This window comes from Providencia burhodogranariea DSM 19968 (assembly GCF_000314855.2).
GTDB classification, from domain to species: Bacteria; Pseudomonadota; Gammaproteobacteria; order Enterobacterales; family Enterobacteriaceae; genus Providencia; species Providencia burhodogranariea.
In genome coordinates this window covers 209,260-225,303 of the sequence record NZ_KB233226.1, presented here as the reverse complement: position 1 = coordinate 225,303, position 16,044 = coordinate 209,260, and the positions used below count along the sequence as shown (strand labels likewise).

The window sequence follows — 16,044 nt, the reverse complement described above, 5'->3', positions numbered from 1 at the left end:
ATATGAGTTTACTCGCACAACTGACTCGTTTATCCGCATTGGCTGATATTGCATTAACTGAAAAACAAAAACAGCAACTAGTGGGTTATGTCGAATTATTAGTTAAATGGAACAAAGCCTATAATCTGACTTCTGTTCGAGACCCTCAACAAATGTTAGTCCGTCATATTATGGATAGCATTGTGGTGAACGGTCAGCTCAGGGGAACATCATTTATTGATGTGGGTACAGGCCCAGGACTACCTGGTGTACCACTAGCCATCGTTCGTCCTGATTCTCATTTTGTTTTGTTGGATAGCTTAGGCAAGCGAATTCGCTTCCTAAAACAAGTACAACATGAATTAGGACTAAACAATATCGAACCTGTTCAATATCGTGTTGAAGAATACCAAGCTGAAACGGGTTTTGATGGCGTGATCAGCCGTGCGTTTGCATCTCTAAGTGATATGTTGAGTTGGTGCCATCATCTTCCAAGTGCTTCAGGGCAATTTTATGCGCTGAAAGGTGTAGTGCGTGATGAAGAACTTGCCGATCTACCAGCCGGTTTTTCAATCGAGTCAGTGACAGACTTAAAAGTTCCTGAGCTCGATGAGCAACGTCACTTGGTTATTATTTCGATTAAATAAAGTTAATTATTATCAAATATATTTATCTTTTAGAGCTTTAGCAGTCACATTTACAATGTTACTGCTATTTTTCTTTTAGCTTCTATTTTCCCACTTCGGAATTTACGTCGTGTTTACATGGTAATAACGAATAACTATAAAAAATAATGCTTAGGCACTAAAAAATATAGCTAAATGGATATTTTAGAGAATTTAGGTTATTGCTGAGATGATTAATAATGAAATATTTAATTTATTAAATATTTTTTTTGATTAAAAATTATCGGTTTTAATTATTTGATTTACTGCTCAAATATCTTTTTTCTTCATAAGAAAGCCAGAGTGAATGGAGAGTTCAGTAAATATATATTGTGATATTTATCACAAAAAAATGTTTCTTGAGGTTGGGTCGTTAACAATTTATTAATTATTATTGCCACATTTCTGCGCTATCTCGAAAAAATTAAATATTTATTCACCTTTTCGCTACTTACTGATTGAATTCATTTCGCCTGCCCGTATAATTTGCTCGTTTTTGTCTCTTGACACACTAAAGCAAAGGCAGTTTTATACAACACTTAGCGTTTCTGAGGCTGAGAATAGCTGGGAGTACACAAAAAGTTATGTCTGTATCCCTTTACGACAACAAGCATGCGGTAAAGCTGTTGTCTTTTCAGTTAATAACTTTTGTTATCCTCAGTGGGGCTTTCTGTGCAAATAGTATAGAATGGGGGGCCTCTGCTCTTGCGGGTGGTTTAGCATGCTGGTTACCAAATATCGTATTTATGCTGCTAGCACACTTCCAGAAAGCAAAAGAAGAGGATGAACCTGTCCGCATTGCCTGGTTCTTTGCATTAGGAGCAGGGCTAAAGGTTGTGACAACTATTACTGTATTGGTTGTTGCATTTGGTGTGTTCAAAGCGTCATTGACACCACTGGGTTTGACCTATTTAGCGGTGCTAATTGTTCAGATTGTTGCACCGGCCGTTTTTAAACGGTAAGTATTTTTAAACTACAAAAGGGTAAGAGGCATCATGTCTGCATCAGGAGAAGTGATGACTACAAATGAGTACATAAGCCACCATCTGAGAAACCTTCAGTTGGACTTACGTACCTTTAAGTTGGTCGATCCCCACGCTAGTGATACAACGTTCTGGACGTTGAACATTGACTCGCTTTTTTTCTCCATAGTTCTTGGGGCACTGTTCCTGTGGCTATTTAGAAGAATTGCAGTTCGTGCAACTAGTGGCGTACCCGGTAAGTTACAGACTGCAATAGAACTGATCATTGGTTTCGTTGATAACACAGTACGTGATATGTATCACGGTAAGAGCAAAGTTATTGCCCCGTTGGCATTAACCGTGTTCGTCTGGGTATTTTTAATGAACCTTATGGATTTACTACCAATTGATTTCCTTCCGTATATTGGTGAGCACTATTTAGGATTGCCAGCTCTGCGTGCAGTTCCAACTGCAGATGTTAGCGTCACTATGTCGATGGCAATTGGTGTGTTTATCCTGATCCTCTTCTACAGCATTAAGATGAAAGGCATTGGCGGATTTACGAAAGAGTTGACTATGCAACCTTTTAATCATCCTGTCTTTATCCCTATCAACTTAATTCTCGAAGGGGTAAGCCTGCTGTCAAAACCTGTATCACTCGGTCTGCGACTGTTTGGTAACATGTATGCAGGTGAATTGATCTTTATTCTTATCGCGGCTCTGCTTCCGTGGTGGTCACAGTGGTTGTTAAGCCTCCCTTGGGCTATCTTCCACATACTGATTATTACGCTACAAGCCTTTATATTTATGGTTCTGACTGTTGTCTATCTCTCGATGGCATCTGAAGAACATTAATTTAACTATCAATAATTGTATTAATTGAAACAAACTGGAGACTGTCATGGAAAACCTGAATATGGATCTGCTGTACATGGCTGCTGCTATTATGATGGGCTTAGCGGCGATCGGTGCTGCGATCGGTATCGGCATCCTAGGTGGTAAATTTTTAGAAGGTGCTGCTCGTCAGCCGGATTTAATCCCTCTGCTGCGTACACAGTTCTTTATCGTAATGGGCCTTGTTGATGCTATTCCGATGATTGCTGTTGGTCTGGGCCTGTATGTAATGTTCGCTGTTGCTGGCTAATTTACAGAACACTTAGAACATTAACTCATTAATTAACAAGAGGTATTGTCTGTGAATCTAAATGCAACAATCCTCGGCCAGGCTATCGCGTTTGTCCTGTTTGTTTGGTTCTGTATGAAATATGTATGGCCTCCGATTATGGCGGCCATAGAAAAACGTCAAAAAGAAATTGCTGACGGTTTATCTTCTGCAGAACGTGCTAAAAAGAACCTGGAACTGGCGCAAACCGATGCAACCGACCGACTGAAAACAGCAAAAGCTGAAGCGCAAGTCATCATCGAACAAGCGAATAAACAACGCAATCAGATGATTGAAGAAGCTAAAGCGGAAGCTGAAACAGAACGTGCAAAAATCGTCGCGCAAGCTCAATCCGAAATTGATGCTGAGCGTAAACGTGCACGTGAAGAGTTACGTAAACAGGTTGCGATGCTTGCTATCGCAGGTGCCGAGAAGATCATCGAACGTTCCGTGGATGAAGCTGCCAACAGCGACATCGTTGATAAACTAGTCGCTGAACTGTAAGGAGGGAGGGGCATGTCTGAAATTGCTACTGTAGCTCGCCCCTACGCCAAAGCAGCTTTTGATTTTGCTGTGGAAAACCAGTCTGTTGATAAATGGCAGAATATGCTGGCCTTCACCTCTGAGGTGACGCGCAATGAACAGGTTGGTGAGCTACTTTCTGGTTCTATTGCACCAGAACGATTAGCTAAAACGTTTATCTCTGTTTGCGGAGATGAAATTGACGAGCATGTTCAAAATCTGATTCGTATTATGGCGGATAATGGGCGTTTAAGTACGCTACCAGAAGTGTTAGCTCAATTTATTCAATTGCGTGATACTCTGGAATCAACTATTGAAGTTGATGTGATTTCTGCCACCGAACTGAATGAGCAGCAGTCGGCCAAAATTTCTGCAGCGATGGAAAAACGTCTGTCACGCAAAGTTAAGCTGAATTGCAAAATTGATAAGTCTGTTATTGCTGGAGTGATCATTCGTGCGGGAGATCTCGTTATTGACGGGAGTGTCCGCGGTCGCTTAGAGCGTTTAACAGACGTCTTGCAGTCTTAAGGGGACTGGAGCATATGCAACTGAATTCCACCGAAATCAGCGAACTGATCAAACAGCGTATTGCTCAGTTCGATGTAGTGAGTGAAGCTCACAACGAAGGTACGATTGTATCCGTTAATGACGGTATCATTCGTGTCCACGGCTTAGCCGAAGTCATGCAGGGTGAGATGATCGCACTGCCTGGCAACCGTTACGCAATTGCATTGAACTTAGAGCGCGACTCTGTTGGTGCTGTTGTCATGGGCCCTTATGCCGATTTGGCAGAAGGAATGAAAGTTAAATGTACTGGTCGTATTCTTGAAGTTCCAGTTGGCCGTGGCCTGTTGGGACGTATTGTGAATACACTGGGTGAGCCTATTGATGGTAAAGGCCCTGTTGAGAACGATGGCTTCTCGCCAATAGAAGTTATTGCTCCAGGTGTTATCGAACGTCAATCGGTTGATCAACCTGTACAAACTGGTTATAAATCAGTTGATGCGATGATTCCAATCGGTCGTGGTCAGCGTGAGCTTGTTATCGGTGACCGTCAAACGGGTAAAACTGCTTTGGCTATCGATGCAATCATCAACCAACGCGACTCTGGTATCAAATGTGTTTATGTTGCTATCGGTCAGAAAGCGTCTACCGTTTCTAACGTAGTTCGTAAACTCGAAGAACACGGCGCACTGGCAAATACGATTGTTGTTGTTGCAACTGCATCTGAATCAGCTGCACTGCAATACCTTTCAGCCTACTCTGGCTGTGCAATGGGTGAATACTTCCGTGACCGCGGTGAAGATGCTCTGATCGTTTATGATGACCTGTCTAAACAGGCTGTTGCATACCGTCAAATTTCACTGTTGCTACGTCGTCCGCCAGGACGTGAAGCTTATCCAGGTGATGTTTTCTATCTGCACTCACGTTTACTTGAGCGTGCTGCTCGTGTTAACGCTGAATACGTTGAAAACTTTACTAAAGGTGAAGTAAAAGGCCAAACTGGTTCACTGACGGCTCTGCCTATCATTGAAACTCAAGGCGGTGACGTTTCTGCATTCGTACCAACGAACGTAATTTCGATTACTGATGGTCAGATCTTCCTGGAATCTAACCTGTTTAACTCTGGTATTCGTCCAGCGGTTAACCCAGGTATTTCAGTATCTCGTGTTGGTGGTGCTGCTCAGACTAAAATTATCAAGAAACTGTCTGGTGGTATCCGTACTGCACTTGCTCAATATCGTGAACTGGCTGCGTTTGCTCAGTTTGCTTCCGACCTTGATGACGCAACTCGTAAACAGTTGAGCCATGGTCAGAAAGTAACTGAGTTGCTCAAACAGAAACAATATGCACCTATGTCAGTAGCGGAACAGGCTCTTTCTCTGTTTGCTGCAGAACGTGGATATTTGGACGATGTTGAGTTAGCGAAAATTGGTGCGTTTGAAGCTGCATTAGTTTCTTATGCATTGCGCGAGCATGCTGACCTTATGAATCAAATCGGCCAGAAGGGTAACTATAACGATGAAATCGAAGGTAAGTTGAAACAACTCCTCGAATCATTTAAAGCAACCCAGTCCTGGTAATACTATTCGGCCCATGAATTTTAGTGGGCCGTCTGGTTAATAAGGAGAAGCAGAGATGGCCGGCGCAAAAGAGATACGTTCCAAGATCGCCAGCGTGCAAAACACGCAAAAGATCACTAAAGCGATGGAAATGGTTGCTGCGTCCAAAATGCGTAAATCGCAGGAACGCATGGCGGCCAGCCGTCCTTATGCAGAAACCATGCGCAGTGTGATTGGTCACCTAGCGTTAGGTAATCTGGAATATAAACACCCATATCTCGAAGAGCGTGAAGTTAAACGCGTCGGGTATCTGGTTGTTTCAACAGACCGTGGTCTATGTGGTGGTTTGAACATTAACTTGTTCAAAAAGTTACTAGCAGATATGAAGTCATGGTCTGAAAAAAATGTTCAGGTTGATTTGGCTTTAATCGGTTCTAAAGCAGTTTCATTCTTCGGTTCTGTTGGCGGCAATGTCGTTACACAAGTAACTGGAATGGGGGATAACCCAACGCTTTCGGATTTGATTGGTCCAGTTAACTCTATGCTACAAGCCTATGATGAAGGGCGTTTAGATAAACTGTATGTGGTGACAAACAAGTTCATCAATACAATGTCTCAAGAGCCTACTATTCTTCAACTTCTGCCATTGCCACCAAGCAATGACGAAACATTGAAGAAAAAATCTTGGGATTATATATATGAACCCGATCCTAAGGCGTTGCTGGATACCCTGCTACGTCGTTATATCGAGTCTCAGGTTTATCAGGGCGTCGTTGAAAACCTAGCTAGTGAGCAGGCCGCACGAATGGTAGCGATGAAAGCGGCTACTGATAATGGTGGAAACCTGATCAAAGAGTTGCAGTTGGTTTACAACAAAGCTCGTCAGGCTAGCATTACTCAGGAGCTTACCGAAATTGTTTCAGGTGCTTCCGCGGTTTAACAGCTAGGTTTACGAATTACGTAGAGGATTCAAGATGGCTACTGGAAAGATTATCCAGGTAATCGGCGCCGTTGTGGACGTCGAGTTCCCTCAAGATGCGGTACCAAAAGTGTACAATGCTCTTGAGGTTATGAACGGTAAAGAAAAACTCGTGCTGGAAGTTCAGCAACAGTTAGGCGGCGGTGTTGTCCGTTGTATCGCAATGGGTACATCAGATGGTTTGAGCCGTGGTTTAATAGTTACAGATTTAGAAAACCCAATTGAAGTACCAGTAGGTAAAGCAACTCTGGGACGTATCATGAACGTTCTGGGCCAGCCTATTGATATGAAAGGTGATATCGGCGAAGAAGAGCGCTGGTCTATTCACCGTGCTGCGCCAAGCTACGAAGAGCTATCAAGCTCAACAGAATTACTCGAAACCGGTATCAAAGTAATGGACTTAATCTGTCCATTCGCGAAAGGTGGTAAAGTTGGTCTGTTCGGTGGTGCGGGTGTTGGTAAAACAGTAAACATGATGGAACTTATCCGTAACATCGCGATTGAGCACTCAGGTTACTCAGTGTTCGCGGGTGTTGGTGAGCGTACCCGTGAAGGTAACGACTTCTATCATGAAATGACTGACTCTAACGTTCTGGATAAAGTATCGCTGGTTTATGGTCAAATGAACGAGCCACCAGGAAACCGTCTGCGTGTTGCTCTGACTGGTCTGACTATGGCGGAAAAATTCCGTGATGAAGGCCGTGATGTTCTATTGTTCGTGGATAACATCTATCGTTATACACTGGCAGGTACAGAAGTATCCGCGCTATTAGGTCGTATGCCATCAGCAGTAGGTTATCAGCCAACATTGGCAGAAGAGATGGGCGTTCTTCAAGAACGTATCACTTCTACTAAGACGGGTTCAATCACCTCTGTACAAGCTGTTTACGTACCTGCGGATGACTTGACTGACCCATCACCAGCAACAACCTTTGCTCACTTAGACGCAACCGTGGTTCTGAGCCGTCAAATCGCTTCTTTGGGTATCTACCCAGCGGTTGACCCTCTGGATTCTACCAGCCGTCAGCTTGACCCACTCGTTGTTGGTCAAGAGCACTATGATGTTGCACGTGGCGTTCAGTCTATCCTTCAGCGTTACCAAGAACTGAAAGATATTATTGCAATTCTGGGTATGGATGAATTGTCTGAAGAAGACAAACTGGTTGTTGCTCGTGCTCGTAAGATCCAGCGCTTCCTGTCTCAACCATTCTTCGTTGCAGAAGTCTTTACCGGTTCACCAGGTAAGTTCGTTTCCCTGAAAGACACTATCCGTGGTTTCAGTGGTATTCTGAATGGCGATTACGACCACCTGCCAGAACAGGCGTTCTACATGGTTGGTACCATTGAAGAAGCTGTGGAAAAAGCTAAGAAGCTTTAATCTGGCTGACGGGAGTTTGATATGGTAGCTGCAATGACATACCACCTGACAGTTGTCAGTGCTGAAAAACAGATGTTTGAAGGACTGGTACAGAAAATTCAGGTGACAGGTAGTGAAGGTGAACTGGGGATTTATCCACAGCACACCCCGCTGCTGACTGCCATAAAACCGGGCATGGTACGTATTACTAAGCAATCTGGTGAAGAAGAGCTAATTTACCTCTCTGGTGGTATTTTAGAAGTGCAACCAATTGGTGTTATCGTACTGGCTGATACGGCTATCCGTGGTAAAGATTTAGATGAAGCGCGTGCGCTAGAATCTAAACGCAGAGCGGAAGATCATGTCCGTAAAGCGCACGGTGATGTTGATTATGCTCAGGCATCGGCAGAACTTGCGAAAGCAATAGCCAAACTTCGAGTGATCGAGTTGACTAAAAAGCGGATGTAATGACGGCAGTTTAGTGAGAAGCCAGTTAGTTAATACCTGACTGGCTTTTTTATTTGTGCGAAATATGTAGTATTTTATGAAGGAAATAGGTTTACTTTCCCCCCAAAGTTGGAGTTTCAGGAAATTATGACTGTGCAAAGAAAAAGTGTCGTCATTCTTGCTGCTGGTAAGGGCACTCGAATGTATTCAGAACTGCCTAAAGTCCTGCATTTATTAGCAGGTAAATCAATGGTTCAGCATGTAATAGATACAGCTAAATCAGTAGGTGCGTCAGACATCCACCTTGTATATGGACACGGTGGTGATTTACTGAAAGAAAAATTGGGTGAGCAAAACTTAAACTGGGTTTTACAAGCCGAACAGCTTGGTACTGGCCACGCAATGCAACAAGCTGCTCCAAATTTTCACGATGATGAAGATGTCATCATGCTTTATGGTGATGTGCCATTAATCGCTCAAGACACCTTACAGCGGTTAATTGAAGCCAAACCTGAAGGTGGCATTGGTTTATTAACCGTAATTCTGGATAATCCAACAGGCTATGGACGTATTATCCGTGAAAACGGTGAAGTCGTTGGTATTATTGAACAAAAAGATGCGAGTGAAGAGCAGCGTAAGATCCAAGAAATCAATACAGGGATCATGGTCGCGAGCGGAAAAGACTTCAAACGCTGGTTGTCCCAATTGAATAACAATAATGCGCAGGGTGAATACTATATCACTGACATTATTGCTTTAGCTCACAAAGAAGGGAACAAGATTGAAACTGTCCACCCTAGTCGTCTAAGTGAGATGGAAGGCGTGAATAATCGTTTACAACTTGCTGCTCTTGAGCGAATTTATCAAAAAGAACAAGCTGAAAAGCTGTTGTTAGCTGGCGTGATGTTAATTGACCCTGAGCGTTTTGATATTCGCGGCACATTAACACATGGGCGCGATATTATCATTGATACTAACGTTATCATTGAAGGACATGTCACTTTAGGCAACAACGTTCATATCCAGTCGGGCTGTATTCTTAAAAACTGTGTAATTGGTGATAACTCCGTTATTAGCCCTTACTCGGTCATAGAAAACTCTGAATTATCGACAGAATGTACCGTTGGACCTTTTGCTCGTTTACGTCCAGGTGCTAAATTGGCAGCTAAAGCACATGTAGGCAACTTTGTTGAAATAAAGAATGCCTCACTTGGCCTTGGTTCTAAAGCAGGTCATTTAAGTTATTTAGGTGATGCCCAGATAGGCGAAAACGTCAATATCGGCGCTGGTACTATCACTTGTAATTATGATGGTGCAAATAAGCATAAAACAGTTATTGGTGATGATGTCTTTGTCGGTTCTGATACTCAGCTAGTCGCGCCAGTAACGGTGGCTAATGGTGTCACTATTGGTGCTGGTACCACGGTTACTCGTGATGTTAACGAAGGTGAGTTAGTGGTTAGCCGCGTTAAACAAGTCCATATTAAAAACTGGCAGCGTCCAGTAAAGAAAAAATAAAATAAATTTTAAGGAGGAGACAATGTTTCTCCTCTATTAGCGTTAACAATACTCTAAATAATTCGAGTGCAGTCAACAACGCGGCAACTTGAAGAGTGGCGAGTATATAAAAATAAACCCCAATCTCTACAAGGCTCGGGGTATACAGCAAAAGCTGTGAAAACAATCAGGCAGCGACACCATAAGGGCAAGAGCCCTTTTGTTTAGGAATAAATTAATATGTGTGGAATTGTAGGTGCTGTCGCACAACGTGATATCGCAGAAATTCTGATCGAAGGTCTTCGCCGCCTTGAGTATCGTGGTTATGATTCAGCCGGTTTGGCCGTCATCGACCATGAAGGTCATGTTCAACGCTTACGTGAAGTCGGTAAAGTTCAAATGCTGGCGGAAGAAGCGGAGAAAAATCCGGTATCAGGTGGAACGGGGATTGCACATACCCGTTGGGCTACGCATGGTGTTCCTAGCGAACGTAATGCTCACCCACATACTTCTGGTTTTATTGCCGTAGTACATAACGGAATTATTGAAAACTATTTAGAACTTAAAGACGAGTTAAAACAACTTGGTTATGTCTTTAGTTCTGAGACAGATACTGAAGTGATTGCTCACCTTGTTCATCATGAACAGCAAAAAGGGGGTTCTTTAGTTGAAGTCGTTCAACGGGTTATCCCACAATTACGTGGCGCATACGGTACCGTTATTATGGATAGCCGTATTCCTGAATTATTAGTGGCAGCCCGCTCGGGAAGCCCATTAGTGATTGGTCTTGGTATGGGTGAGAATTTCCTTGCATCAGACCAACTTGCATTATTGCCTGTGACTCGCCGCTTTATGTATCTTGAAGAAGGTGATGTTGCGGAAGTCACTCGTCGCACAGTCCGAATTTTTGATAAACAAGGTGAGCCTGTTGAACGTGAGCAGGTAGAATCAAGCGCGCAATACGATGCGGGTGATAAAGGTATTTATCGTCACTACATGCAAAAAGAGATCTATGAGCAGCCAATGGCGATTAAAAACACCCTTGAAGGGCGTTTTAGCAAAGACAATGGCATTGACCTCAGTGAATTAGGTCCTAAAGCAAACGAGATTTTATCTCAAGTTGAACATATCCAAATTGTTGCTTGTGGTACCTCTTACAATGCCGGTATGGTTGCTCGTTATTGGTTCGAGTCATTAGCGGGTATTCCTTGTGATGTTGAAATTGCATCGGAATATCGTTACCGCAAGCCTGCTCCTCGCAATGGCAGCTTGATGATCACCCTTTCACAGTCTGGTGAAACGGCGGATACATTAGCAGCACTGCGTTTAGCAAAAGATCTCGGTTATTTAACCTCGCTAGCTGTTTGTAACGTTGCAGGTTCTTCACTGGTGCGTGAATCAGAATTTGCGCTGATGACAAAAGCAGGCGTTGAGATTGGTGTCGCTTCAACGAAAGCGTTCACCACTCAGTTGACCGTTTTACTGATGCTTGTTGGATTTATGGGGCGTTTGAAAAAGGCTAATCCTGAGCTTGAAGAGAATATTGCTAACGCATTGCACGCATTGCCTGCACGTATTGAAAGCATGTTATCTCAGGATAAAGTGATTGAAGCGCTGGCGGAAGATTTTTCTGATAAACATCATGCGTTATTTCTTGGTCGTGGTGAGCAGTTCCCAATCGCCGTTGAAGGTGCATTGAAACTAAAAGAGATCTCTTATATTCATGCTGAAGCTTATGCTGCTGGTGAATTAAAACATGGACCTTTAGCCCTCATAGATGCAGATATGCCAGTCATCATCATTGCACCGAACAATGAATTGTTGGAAAAATTAAAATCTAACATCGAAGAAGTTCGTGCTCGTGGTGGTTTACTGTATGTGTTTGCCGATCAAGACGCAGGCTTCGAGCCAAGTGAAAATATGAAAATTATTTCACTGCCACATGTTGAAGAACTGATTGCACCTATTTTCTATACCGTTCCACTGCAATTACTTTCTTACCACGTTGCGTTGATCAAAGGTACTGACGTTGACCAACCACGTAACTTAGCGAAATCGGTAACGGTAGAATAAATAATCATCGATTAAGTTGCGGGTTGTTTAGTTAGAAAAAATAGTTGTGATGCAAATATGCCCAGTAGTGCTGATTAAAAAGCACACTGGGCTTTTTTATGGAAATCGATAATCACCGTGCGGTTATAATATTGAAAGCAGTTATTTTAACGTAATAGAAAACACCCCAGTTGGTGGGATTGGCATAAATTGCTCATACATCTGCTTGCGTTCCAATTCAGGATCTAAATCTGGAAAGAGTTCAGGGTGCATCCATTTCGCTAAAGATAATAAGGCAATAATATTTTCGGGTGAGTCATAGAATATGTGCCATAACCCATGAACTCGTCCTTGCTCGACAGCCGTTAATTATCCGATAGGTTTACGATGAGATAGTACTTTTAAGCTAGATTGTGCAGCTTGCTCAGTGGCTGAATAGCCAAGTGTGACGCCGGGTTTGCCTTCAGGAAAAACTCCGGTTGCAACATACACATCTGGCTGGCGGCTTAAAATATATTCTGGGTTTAATTTGCCAATAGCACCGGGAATGATATTTTCACCAATAGCGATTCCACCAGCAAGATTAATCATATCCGTCATACTGCCTTTACCCGGTGAACCACAGCATTCTTGTAGACCCGGTAAGTAATCAACAAATATGGTAGTTTTTTGGTCAATAGGTAGGTTTGCAGGGATTTTTGCCGTCACATAATCCATTTTTTGCTGATAGTAATCATTAAAGGCTCTGGCTTGATCATTTTTACCAATCGCTTGACCCAATATTTTCATACTTAATTGGGTGTTTTTGATTGGATGTTGACTAAAATCGACGTGGATTACTGCAATACCTGCAGATTCTAATAATTTAGCGGCTTCACTGCCCGCCCCAGGACCATGACCTCCCGTTAAGGGTAAAATGACTAAATCAGGTTGCAGTGCTAAGGCTTTTTCAATACTGAAAGTATCCTCGGAACCCCCTCCCACTGCTGGAATATCATCTATTTGTTTAAAAACGGCTTTGTATGCGGCGTAGCCTTGCACATCAAGATCGCGAAAATCACCTTGCCAGCCAACAATTCGTGCAAAAGGTGCGTCTTTTTCTAAGATTGAGATTGGGTAAATCATCCGGCCTTCACCCAATAAAATACGTTTTACATTATCGGGTACTTCAACTTTGCGTCCTGTAATATCGGTCACCGTAACGGCTTGTATATTCAAAGAGAAGCTTAACAATGCGATTGATAAGAGGGTTTTCCACCCATTTAAATGTGTCATTTTGCATTCCTATTTAGGGGCGAAATAATTTCGGAGCGACGGTGGATTCTTTTTTTCCACCAGATGATGACGCCACTCACATAAAGAAGAGGTAAAACGAAACCAGAGAAAAAAGCGATAATCAGACCAGAAAATCCGAGTCCCAATTCACTGTGTAATTGAGAAATGAATCGTTTATTTTCAGGTGATAACGACAGAAGCGAGGAAAGCTCTGGGCGTGAAAGTACGATGCCACTTAGGGCTATGACGAATAAGGGAATGGTGAGATAAATCGCTACGAAATAATGCCATTGCCGCCATTTAGCCGCACCTTTCAAACCTCTACGCCAATCAATCAATGCTGAAAATAAAGATTTAATGCTTTTTTTAGGCCACCATAAAATGACACCGCTGATAAGTGATAAAGTGAGCATCACACCGCAGCTAAGGACTAACCAACTTCCGATATTTGAAGGTAACAACAATACACGATGCAATGAAACGATTTGCGAAAAAATCAAATCATCGAAAATCACAAAACCTTTGGCGCTGGCATCAACAGGATCAATAAAAGCAATTCCGAGCTTATTAGACGGTGACGTTTTACCAAAAACCATCACATTCGTCGCAGGGATAAATCCTGTTTCCGGCAAGGCAACGCCCATAATCTTGATAAGCTGAGGATAGTTTTGTTGAGCACTTTGACGCCAGAGATCAGGCGCCGAAGTATTCGCTTCACTGTGCTCAGAATGGGGGGAAGCATACAGTGCGCTTCGCCCAATCTCCCATTCAAGAATCGGTTTTTTTAATAATAATAGCGAACCTGAAATCCCTAATATTGCGATAAAAAAACCAATTACTAATCCCAACCATAAATGGATTTTTAACCAAGTTCGCCGCGTTAAAAATAGCGCCATCATTATCACCAGCGATAGCGAAGTGAACCAATAATGGTTCTATCAAACCCAACAGAACATCCACCCATCGAGCAACTGGTATAATATTGCTTATCGGTTAAGTTAGTGACGTTGACACCTAGACGCCAATTTTTCAGATTAGACGACAGCCCCCCAAGGTCATAATGTGCCGCAGCATCAACTAACGTCGTTGATGGGTTCGAAATTGATCCATCTGTGTTGACTGGTGAAGAGCCGGTATAGCGTACGCCAGCACCAAAGCCTAACCCTTGTAACTGACCGCCTTGAATGGTGTAATCTGCCCATGCGGAAGCCGTGTGTTCTGGTAATCCAGTAGGGCGTTGGCCTTTCTCTTCAGGTTTATTGGTTTTGGTATTTTCTAATTGGTTATAGGTGTAGGCAGCCGTTAAATTTAACCCTTCAATTGGCATGTATACGCCTTGGAGTTCAATACCGCGAGAGCGCACTTCGCCAATTTGAATGCTATTTAAATTGTTATCGGGGTCGGTCGTTAGCATGTTTTGCTGCTTCAACTCAAATGCGGTTAGAGTAAGATTGATATTCTCATTTTCCGGTTGGTATTTAATCCCTGCTTCAATTTGTTTTGCGGTGATAGGTTTGTAATTATTACCATAGAAATTAACCCCGAGCTGTGGGTTAAATGAGGTTGAATAACTGACATAAGGCGCTAAACCAATCTCGGTTAAATACATCGCAGCGGTACGATAGGTAAATTTGCTATCGCGTTGTTCAGTGGTATTGGCATTTTTGCGATTTTGGGTTTTACTGTCTGACCAATCTTCGCGTCCGCTAACAACTAAAATAAGGCCATTATCAAATTTCGCTTGCTGTTGTGCATAAATACCGACTTGAACGCTGGTTTGTAGCGTATTTGACATCATGTTATTGACGGGTCCATATGACCCACCATAATTGGGGTCAAAGATATCTATCGGGCTAGCTTTACCCGCCATCAATAAATAATCTTCTCGGGTATGACGATAATCGATACCGACAAGAGAAGTCATCTCGGTATTATTAACCCACCAATTCGCATTCAGATTATTATCTAAACTGTAGACATCCCCTTTAATACGGAAATAGTAAGCCGCGCGATTGAGTGTTCTCATATCTGGCAAGAGTGATAAGCCTTGAGCAATATTGGTGTTCAAATCCGTGTGGCTAAAACGCGCCGCAGAATGCCCTGATAATATATCGTTAAAATTATGGTCGAGTTGGTAACCGATAGAGGCCTGTTTTCGATCATTTTTCAAACCCGGTTCATCAAGAAACACATTCGGATTTACTTTGCCATTTGGGTTGGGTAATAGCGTGCCAGCAAGTGGTAAGAAAGGTCGAGGTGCCCCAAATTCATCATGGCTATAGTCAGCCAAAATAGTGAACGTGGTATTGTCATTAGGTAACCACGTAAATGCTGGCGCAATATAAACTTTATCGTCGTTGATATGTTTTATTTGCGTATCGCTTTTGCGCACCATACCTGTGAGGCGATAAAAATATTTATCGCTATCATTTACCGGTCCACTGAAATCAGCTTGAAATTGGTTGCGATCAAAGTTGCCATGTTGGATTTCTACCTCATGGAATGGCTGATATAACGGACGTTTAGTCACTTGATTGACAATACCGCCGGGAGAATTTTGTCCGTAAAGAACAGATGATGGGCCTCGGATCACATCAATACGCTCGAGACCATAAGGTTCTACTTTTGGCCATGCTTGTGCTGTTGTACTACGCAAACCATCTCTTAGCATCCCTGTGCTTGTGACGTTAAAACCGCGAATACTGATATTGTCAAAACGAGAGGCTGCGGCACCATTTGTTTGCAATACGCCTGAAGTGTAACGAAGCGCTTCGCTTACTGTTTGTGCATTGTGAGCCGTAATTTCATCGCGTGTGACAACACTAACAGCTTGCGGTGTTTCAATGAGAGCGGTATTGGTTTTTGTTGCGCTGGTACTACGTGTTGCAACATATCCATCTACTTTACCAGTAGGTGATTGAATAGGTTTTGCTGTTACGATAATAGTTTCGTTTTTTTCATCAGCATAGGCGAACGAAGATATACACAATGGCAAGATAGCTATATATACAGGTGATAGTTTTCTTTTTTTTGTAACGATTTGATTATCTGTATTATTTTTCATTAAGATGCGAACCTATAGAA

15 protein-coding genes are annotated in these 16,044 nt (G+C 42.7%); 12 read left to right on the top strand and 3 right to left on the bottom strand.

The features are described from left to right. Positions 1-2: 2 nt before the first annotated feature. From rsmG to glmS, 12 genes are all read left to right on the top strand, one after another. Positions 3-626 (top strand): 16S rRNA (guanine(527)-N(7))-methyltransferase RsmG, encoded by a 624-nt coding sequence (gene rsmG, locus OOA_RS18540; protein WP_008913707.1) that lies wholly within the window; start codon positions 3-5, stop codon positions 624-626. A 602-nt stretch (positions 627-1,228) separates the two neighbouring features. Continuing rightward, positions 1,229-1,606 carry a F0F1 ATP synthase subunit I gene (gene atpI, locus OOA_RS18535; RefSeq protein ID WP_008913706.1) on the top strand — a complete coding sequence of 126 codons (378 nt, stop codon included), beginning with the start codon at positions 1,229-1,231 and terminating at the stop codon, positions 1,604-1,606. A 33-nt stretch (positions 1,607-1,639) separates the two neighbouring features. Continuing rightward, positions 1,640-2,461, top strand: a complete 822-nt coding sequence (gene atpB / locus OOA_RS18530; protein WP_008913705.1) for a F0F1 ATP synthase subunit A — start codon at positions 1,640-1,642, stop codon at positions 2,459-2,461. A gap of 46 nt (positions 2,462-2,507) precedes the next feature. Next, the gene (gene atpE / locus OOA_RS18525) at positions 2,508-2,750 is read left to right on the top strand and encodes a F0F1 ATP synthase subunit C (protein WP_008913704.1); all 243 of its coding nucleotides are present in this window, start codon (positions 2,508-2,510) and stop codon (positions 2,748-2,750) included. Between the two features lie 51 nt (positions 2,751-2,801). Further along, positions 2,802-3,272, top strand: a complete 471-nt coding sequence (gene atpF / locus OOA_RS18520; protein ID WP_008913703.1) for a F0F1 ATP synthase subunit B — start codon at positions 2,802-2,804, stop codon at positions 3,270-3,272. A gap of 12 nt (positions 3,273-3,284) precedes the next feature. Then, positions 3,285-3,818: a F0F1 ATP synthase subunit delta gene (gene atpH / locus OOA_RS18515; protein ID WP_008913702.1), complete on the top strand. Its 534-nt coding sequence runs from the start codon at positions 3,285-3,287 to the stop codon at positions 3,816-3,818. Positions 3,819-3,832: 14 nt separating this feature from the next. Beyond that, on the top strand, positions 3,833-5,374 hold the full coding sequence (gene atpA / locus OOA_RS18510) for a F0F1 ATP synthase subunit alpha (RefSeq protein WP_008913701.1): 1,542 nt from the start codon (positions 3,833-3,835) through the stop codon (positions 5,372-5,374). Positions 5,375-5,429: 55 nt separating this feature from the next. Next, the gene (atpG, locus tag OOA_RS18505; RefSeq protein WP_008913700.1) at positions 5,430-6,293 is read left to right on the top strand and encodes a F0F1 ATP synthase subunit gamma; all 864 of its coding nucleotides are present in this window, start codon (positions 5,430-5,432) and stop codon (positions 6,291-6,293) included. 34 nt (positions 6,294-6,327) lie between these two features. Beyond that, positions 6,328-7,710 carry a F0F1 ATP synthase subunit beta gene (gene atpD / locus OOA_RS18500; RefSeq protein ID WP_008913699.1) on the top strand — a complete coding sequence of 461 codons (1,383 nt, stop codon included), beginning with the start codon at positions 6,328-6,330 and terminating at the stop codon, positions 7,708-7,710. A gap of 21 nt (positions 7,711-7,731) precedes the next feature. Beyond that, entirely contained in the window at positions 7,732-8,157 is a 426-nt protein-coding gene (locus OOA_RS18495; protein WP_040691927.1) for a F0F1 ATP synthase subunit epsilon, read from the top strand. A gap of 126 nt (positions 8,158-8,283) precedes the next feature. Then, on the top strand, positions 8,284-9,654 hold the full coding sequence (gene glmU / locus OOA_RS18490) for a bifunctional UDP-N-acetylglucosamine diphosphorylase/glucosamine-1-phosphate N-acetyltransferase GlmU (protein ID WP_008913697.1): 1,371 nt from the start codon (positions 8,284-8,286) through the stop codon (positions 9,652-9,654). A gap of 219 nt (positions 9,655-9,873) precedes the next feature. Then, positions 9,874-11,706 carry a glutamine--fructose-6-phosphate transaminase (isomerizing) gene (glmS, locus tag OOA_RS18485; RefSeq protein WP_008913696.1) on the top strand — a complete coding sequence of 611 codons (1,833 nt, stop codon included), beginning with the start codon at positions 9,874-9,876 and terminating at the stop codon, positions 11,704-11,706. A gap of 348 nt (positions 11,707-12,054) precedes the next feature. On the opposite strand, the gene OOA_RS18480 is transcribed toward glmS, so the two are convergent. The 3 genes from OOA_RS18480 to OOA_RS18470 are packed head-to-tail and all read right to left on the bottom strand — an operon-like array spanning position 12,055 to position 16,024. After that, positions 12,055-12,960, bottom strand: a complete 906-nt coding sequence (locus OOA_RS18480) for an ABC transporter substrate-binding protein (protein ID WP_201764611.1) — start codon at positions 12,958-12,960, stop codon at positions 12,055-12,057. After that, on the bottom strand, positions 12,957-13,856 hold the full coding sequence (locus OOA_RS18475) for a PepSY-associated TM helix domain-containing protein (protein ID WP_008913695.1): 900 nt from the start codon (positions 13,854-13,856) through the stop codon (positions 12,957-12,959). Before OOA_RS18475 ends, OOA_RS18480 begins: the two co-directional genes overlap by 4 nt. A 5-nt stretch (positions 13,857-13,861) precedes the next feature. Then, positions 13,862-16,024, bottom strand: a complete 2,163-nt coding sequence (locus OOA_RS18470) for a TonB-dependent siderophore receptor (protein WP_008913694.1) — start codon at positions 16,022-16,024, stop codon at positions 13,862-13,864. Positions 16,025-16,044: the final 20 nt, after the last annotated feature.

Bases quoted from the DNA above. Each gene is read 5' to 3' on its own strand.
- rsmG (WP_008913707.1), top strand. From the start codon at position 3: ATGAGTTTACTCGCACAACTGACTCGTTTATCCGCATTGGCTGATATT.
- atpI (WP_008913706.1), top strand. From the start codon at position 1,229: ATGTCTGTATCCCTTTACGACAACAAGCATGCGGTAAAGCTGTTGTCT.
- atpB (WP_008913705.1), top strand. From the start codon at position 1,640: ATGTCTGCATCAGGAGAAGTGATGACTACAAATGAGTACATAAGCCAC.
- atpE (WP_008913704.1), top strand. From the start codon at position 2,508: ATGGAAAACCTGAATATGGATCTGCTGTACATGGCTGCTGCTATTATG.
- atpH (WP_008913702.1), top strand. From the start codon at position 3,285: ATGTCTGAAATTGCTACTGTAGCTCGCCCCTACGCCAAAGCAGCTTTT.
- atpA (WP_008913701.1), top strand. From the start codon at position 3,833: ATGCAACTGAATTCCACCGAAATCAGCGAACTGATCAAACAGCGTATT.
- atpG (WP_008913700.1), top strand. From the start codon at position 5,430: ATGGCCGGCGCAAAAGAGATACGTTCCAAGATCGCCAGCGTGCAAAAC.
- atpD (WP_008913699.1), top strand. From the start codon at position 6,328: ATGGCTACTGGAAAGATTATCCAGGTAATCGGCGCCGTTGTGGACGTC.
- OOA_RS18495 (WP_040691927.1), top strand. From the start codon at position 7,732: ATGGTAGCTGCAATGACATACCACCTGACAGTTGTCAGTGCTGAAAAA.
- glmU (WP_008913697.1), top strand. From the start codon at position 8,284: ATGACTGTGCAAAGAAAAAGTGTCGTCATTCTTGCTGCTGGTAAGGGC.
- glmS (WP_008913696.1), top strand. From the start codon at position 9,874: ATGTGTGGAATTGTAGGTGCTGTCGCACAACGTGATATCGCAGAAATT.
- OOA_RS18480 (WP_201764611.1), bottom strand. From the start codon at position 12,960: ATGACACATTTAAATGGGTGGAAAACCCTCTTATCAATCGCATTGTTA.
- OOA_RS18475 (WP_008913695.1), bottom strand. From the start codon at position 13,856: ATGGCGCTATTTTTAACGCGGCGAACTTGGTTAAAAATCCATTTATGG.
- OOA_RS18470 (WP_008913694.1), bottom strand. From the start codon at position 16,024: ATGAAAAATAATACAGATAATCAAATCGTTACAAAAAAAAGAAAACTA.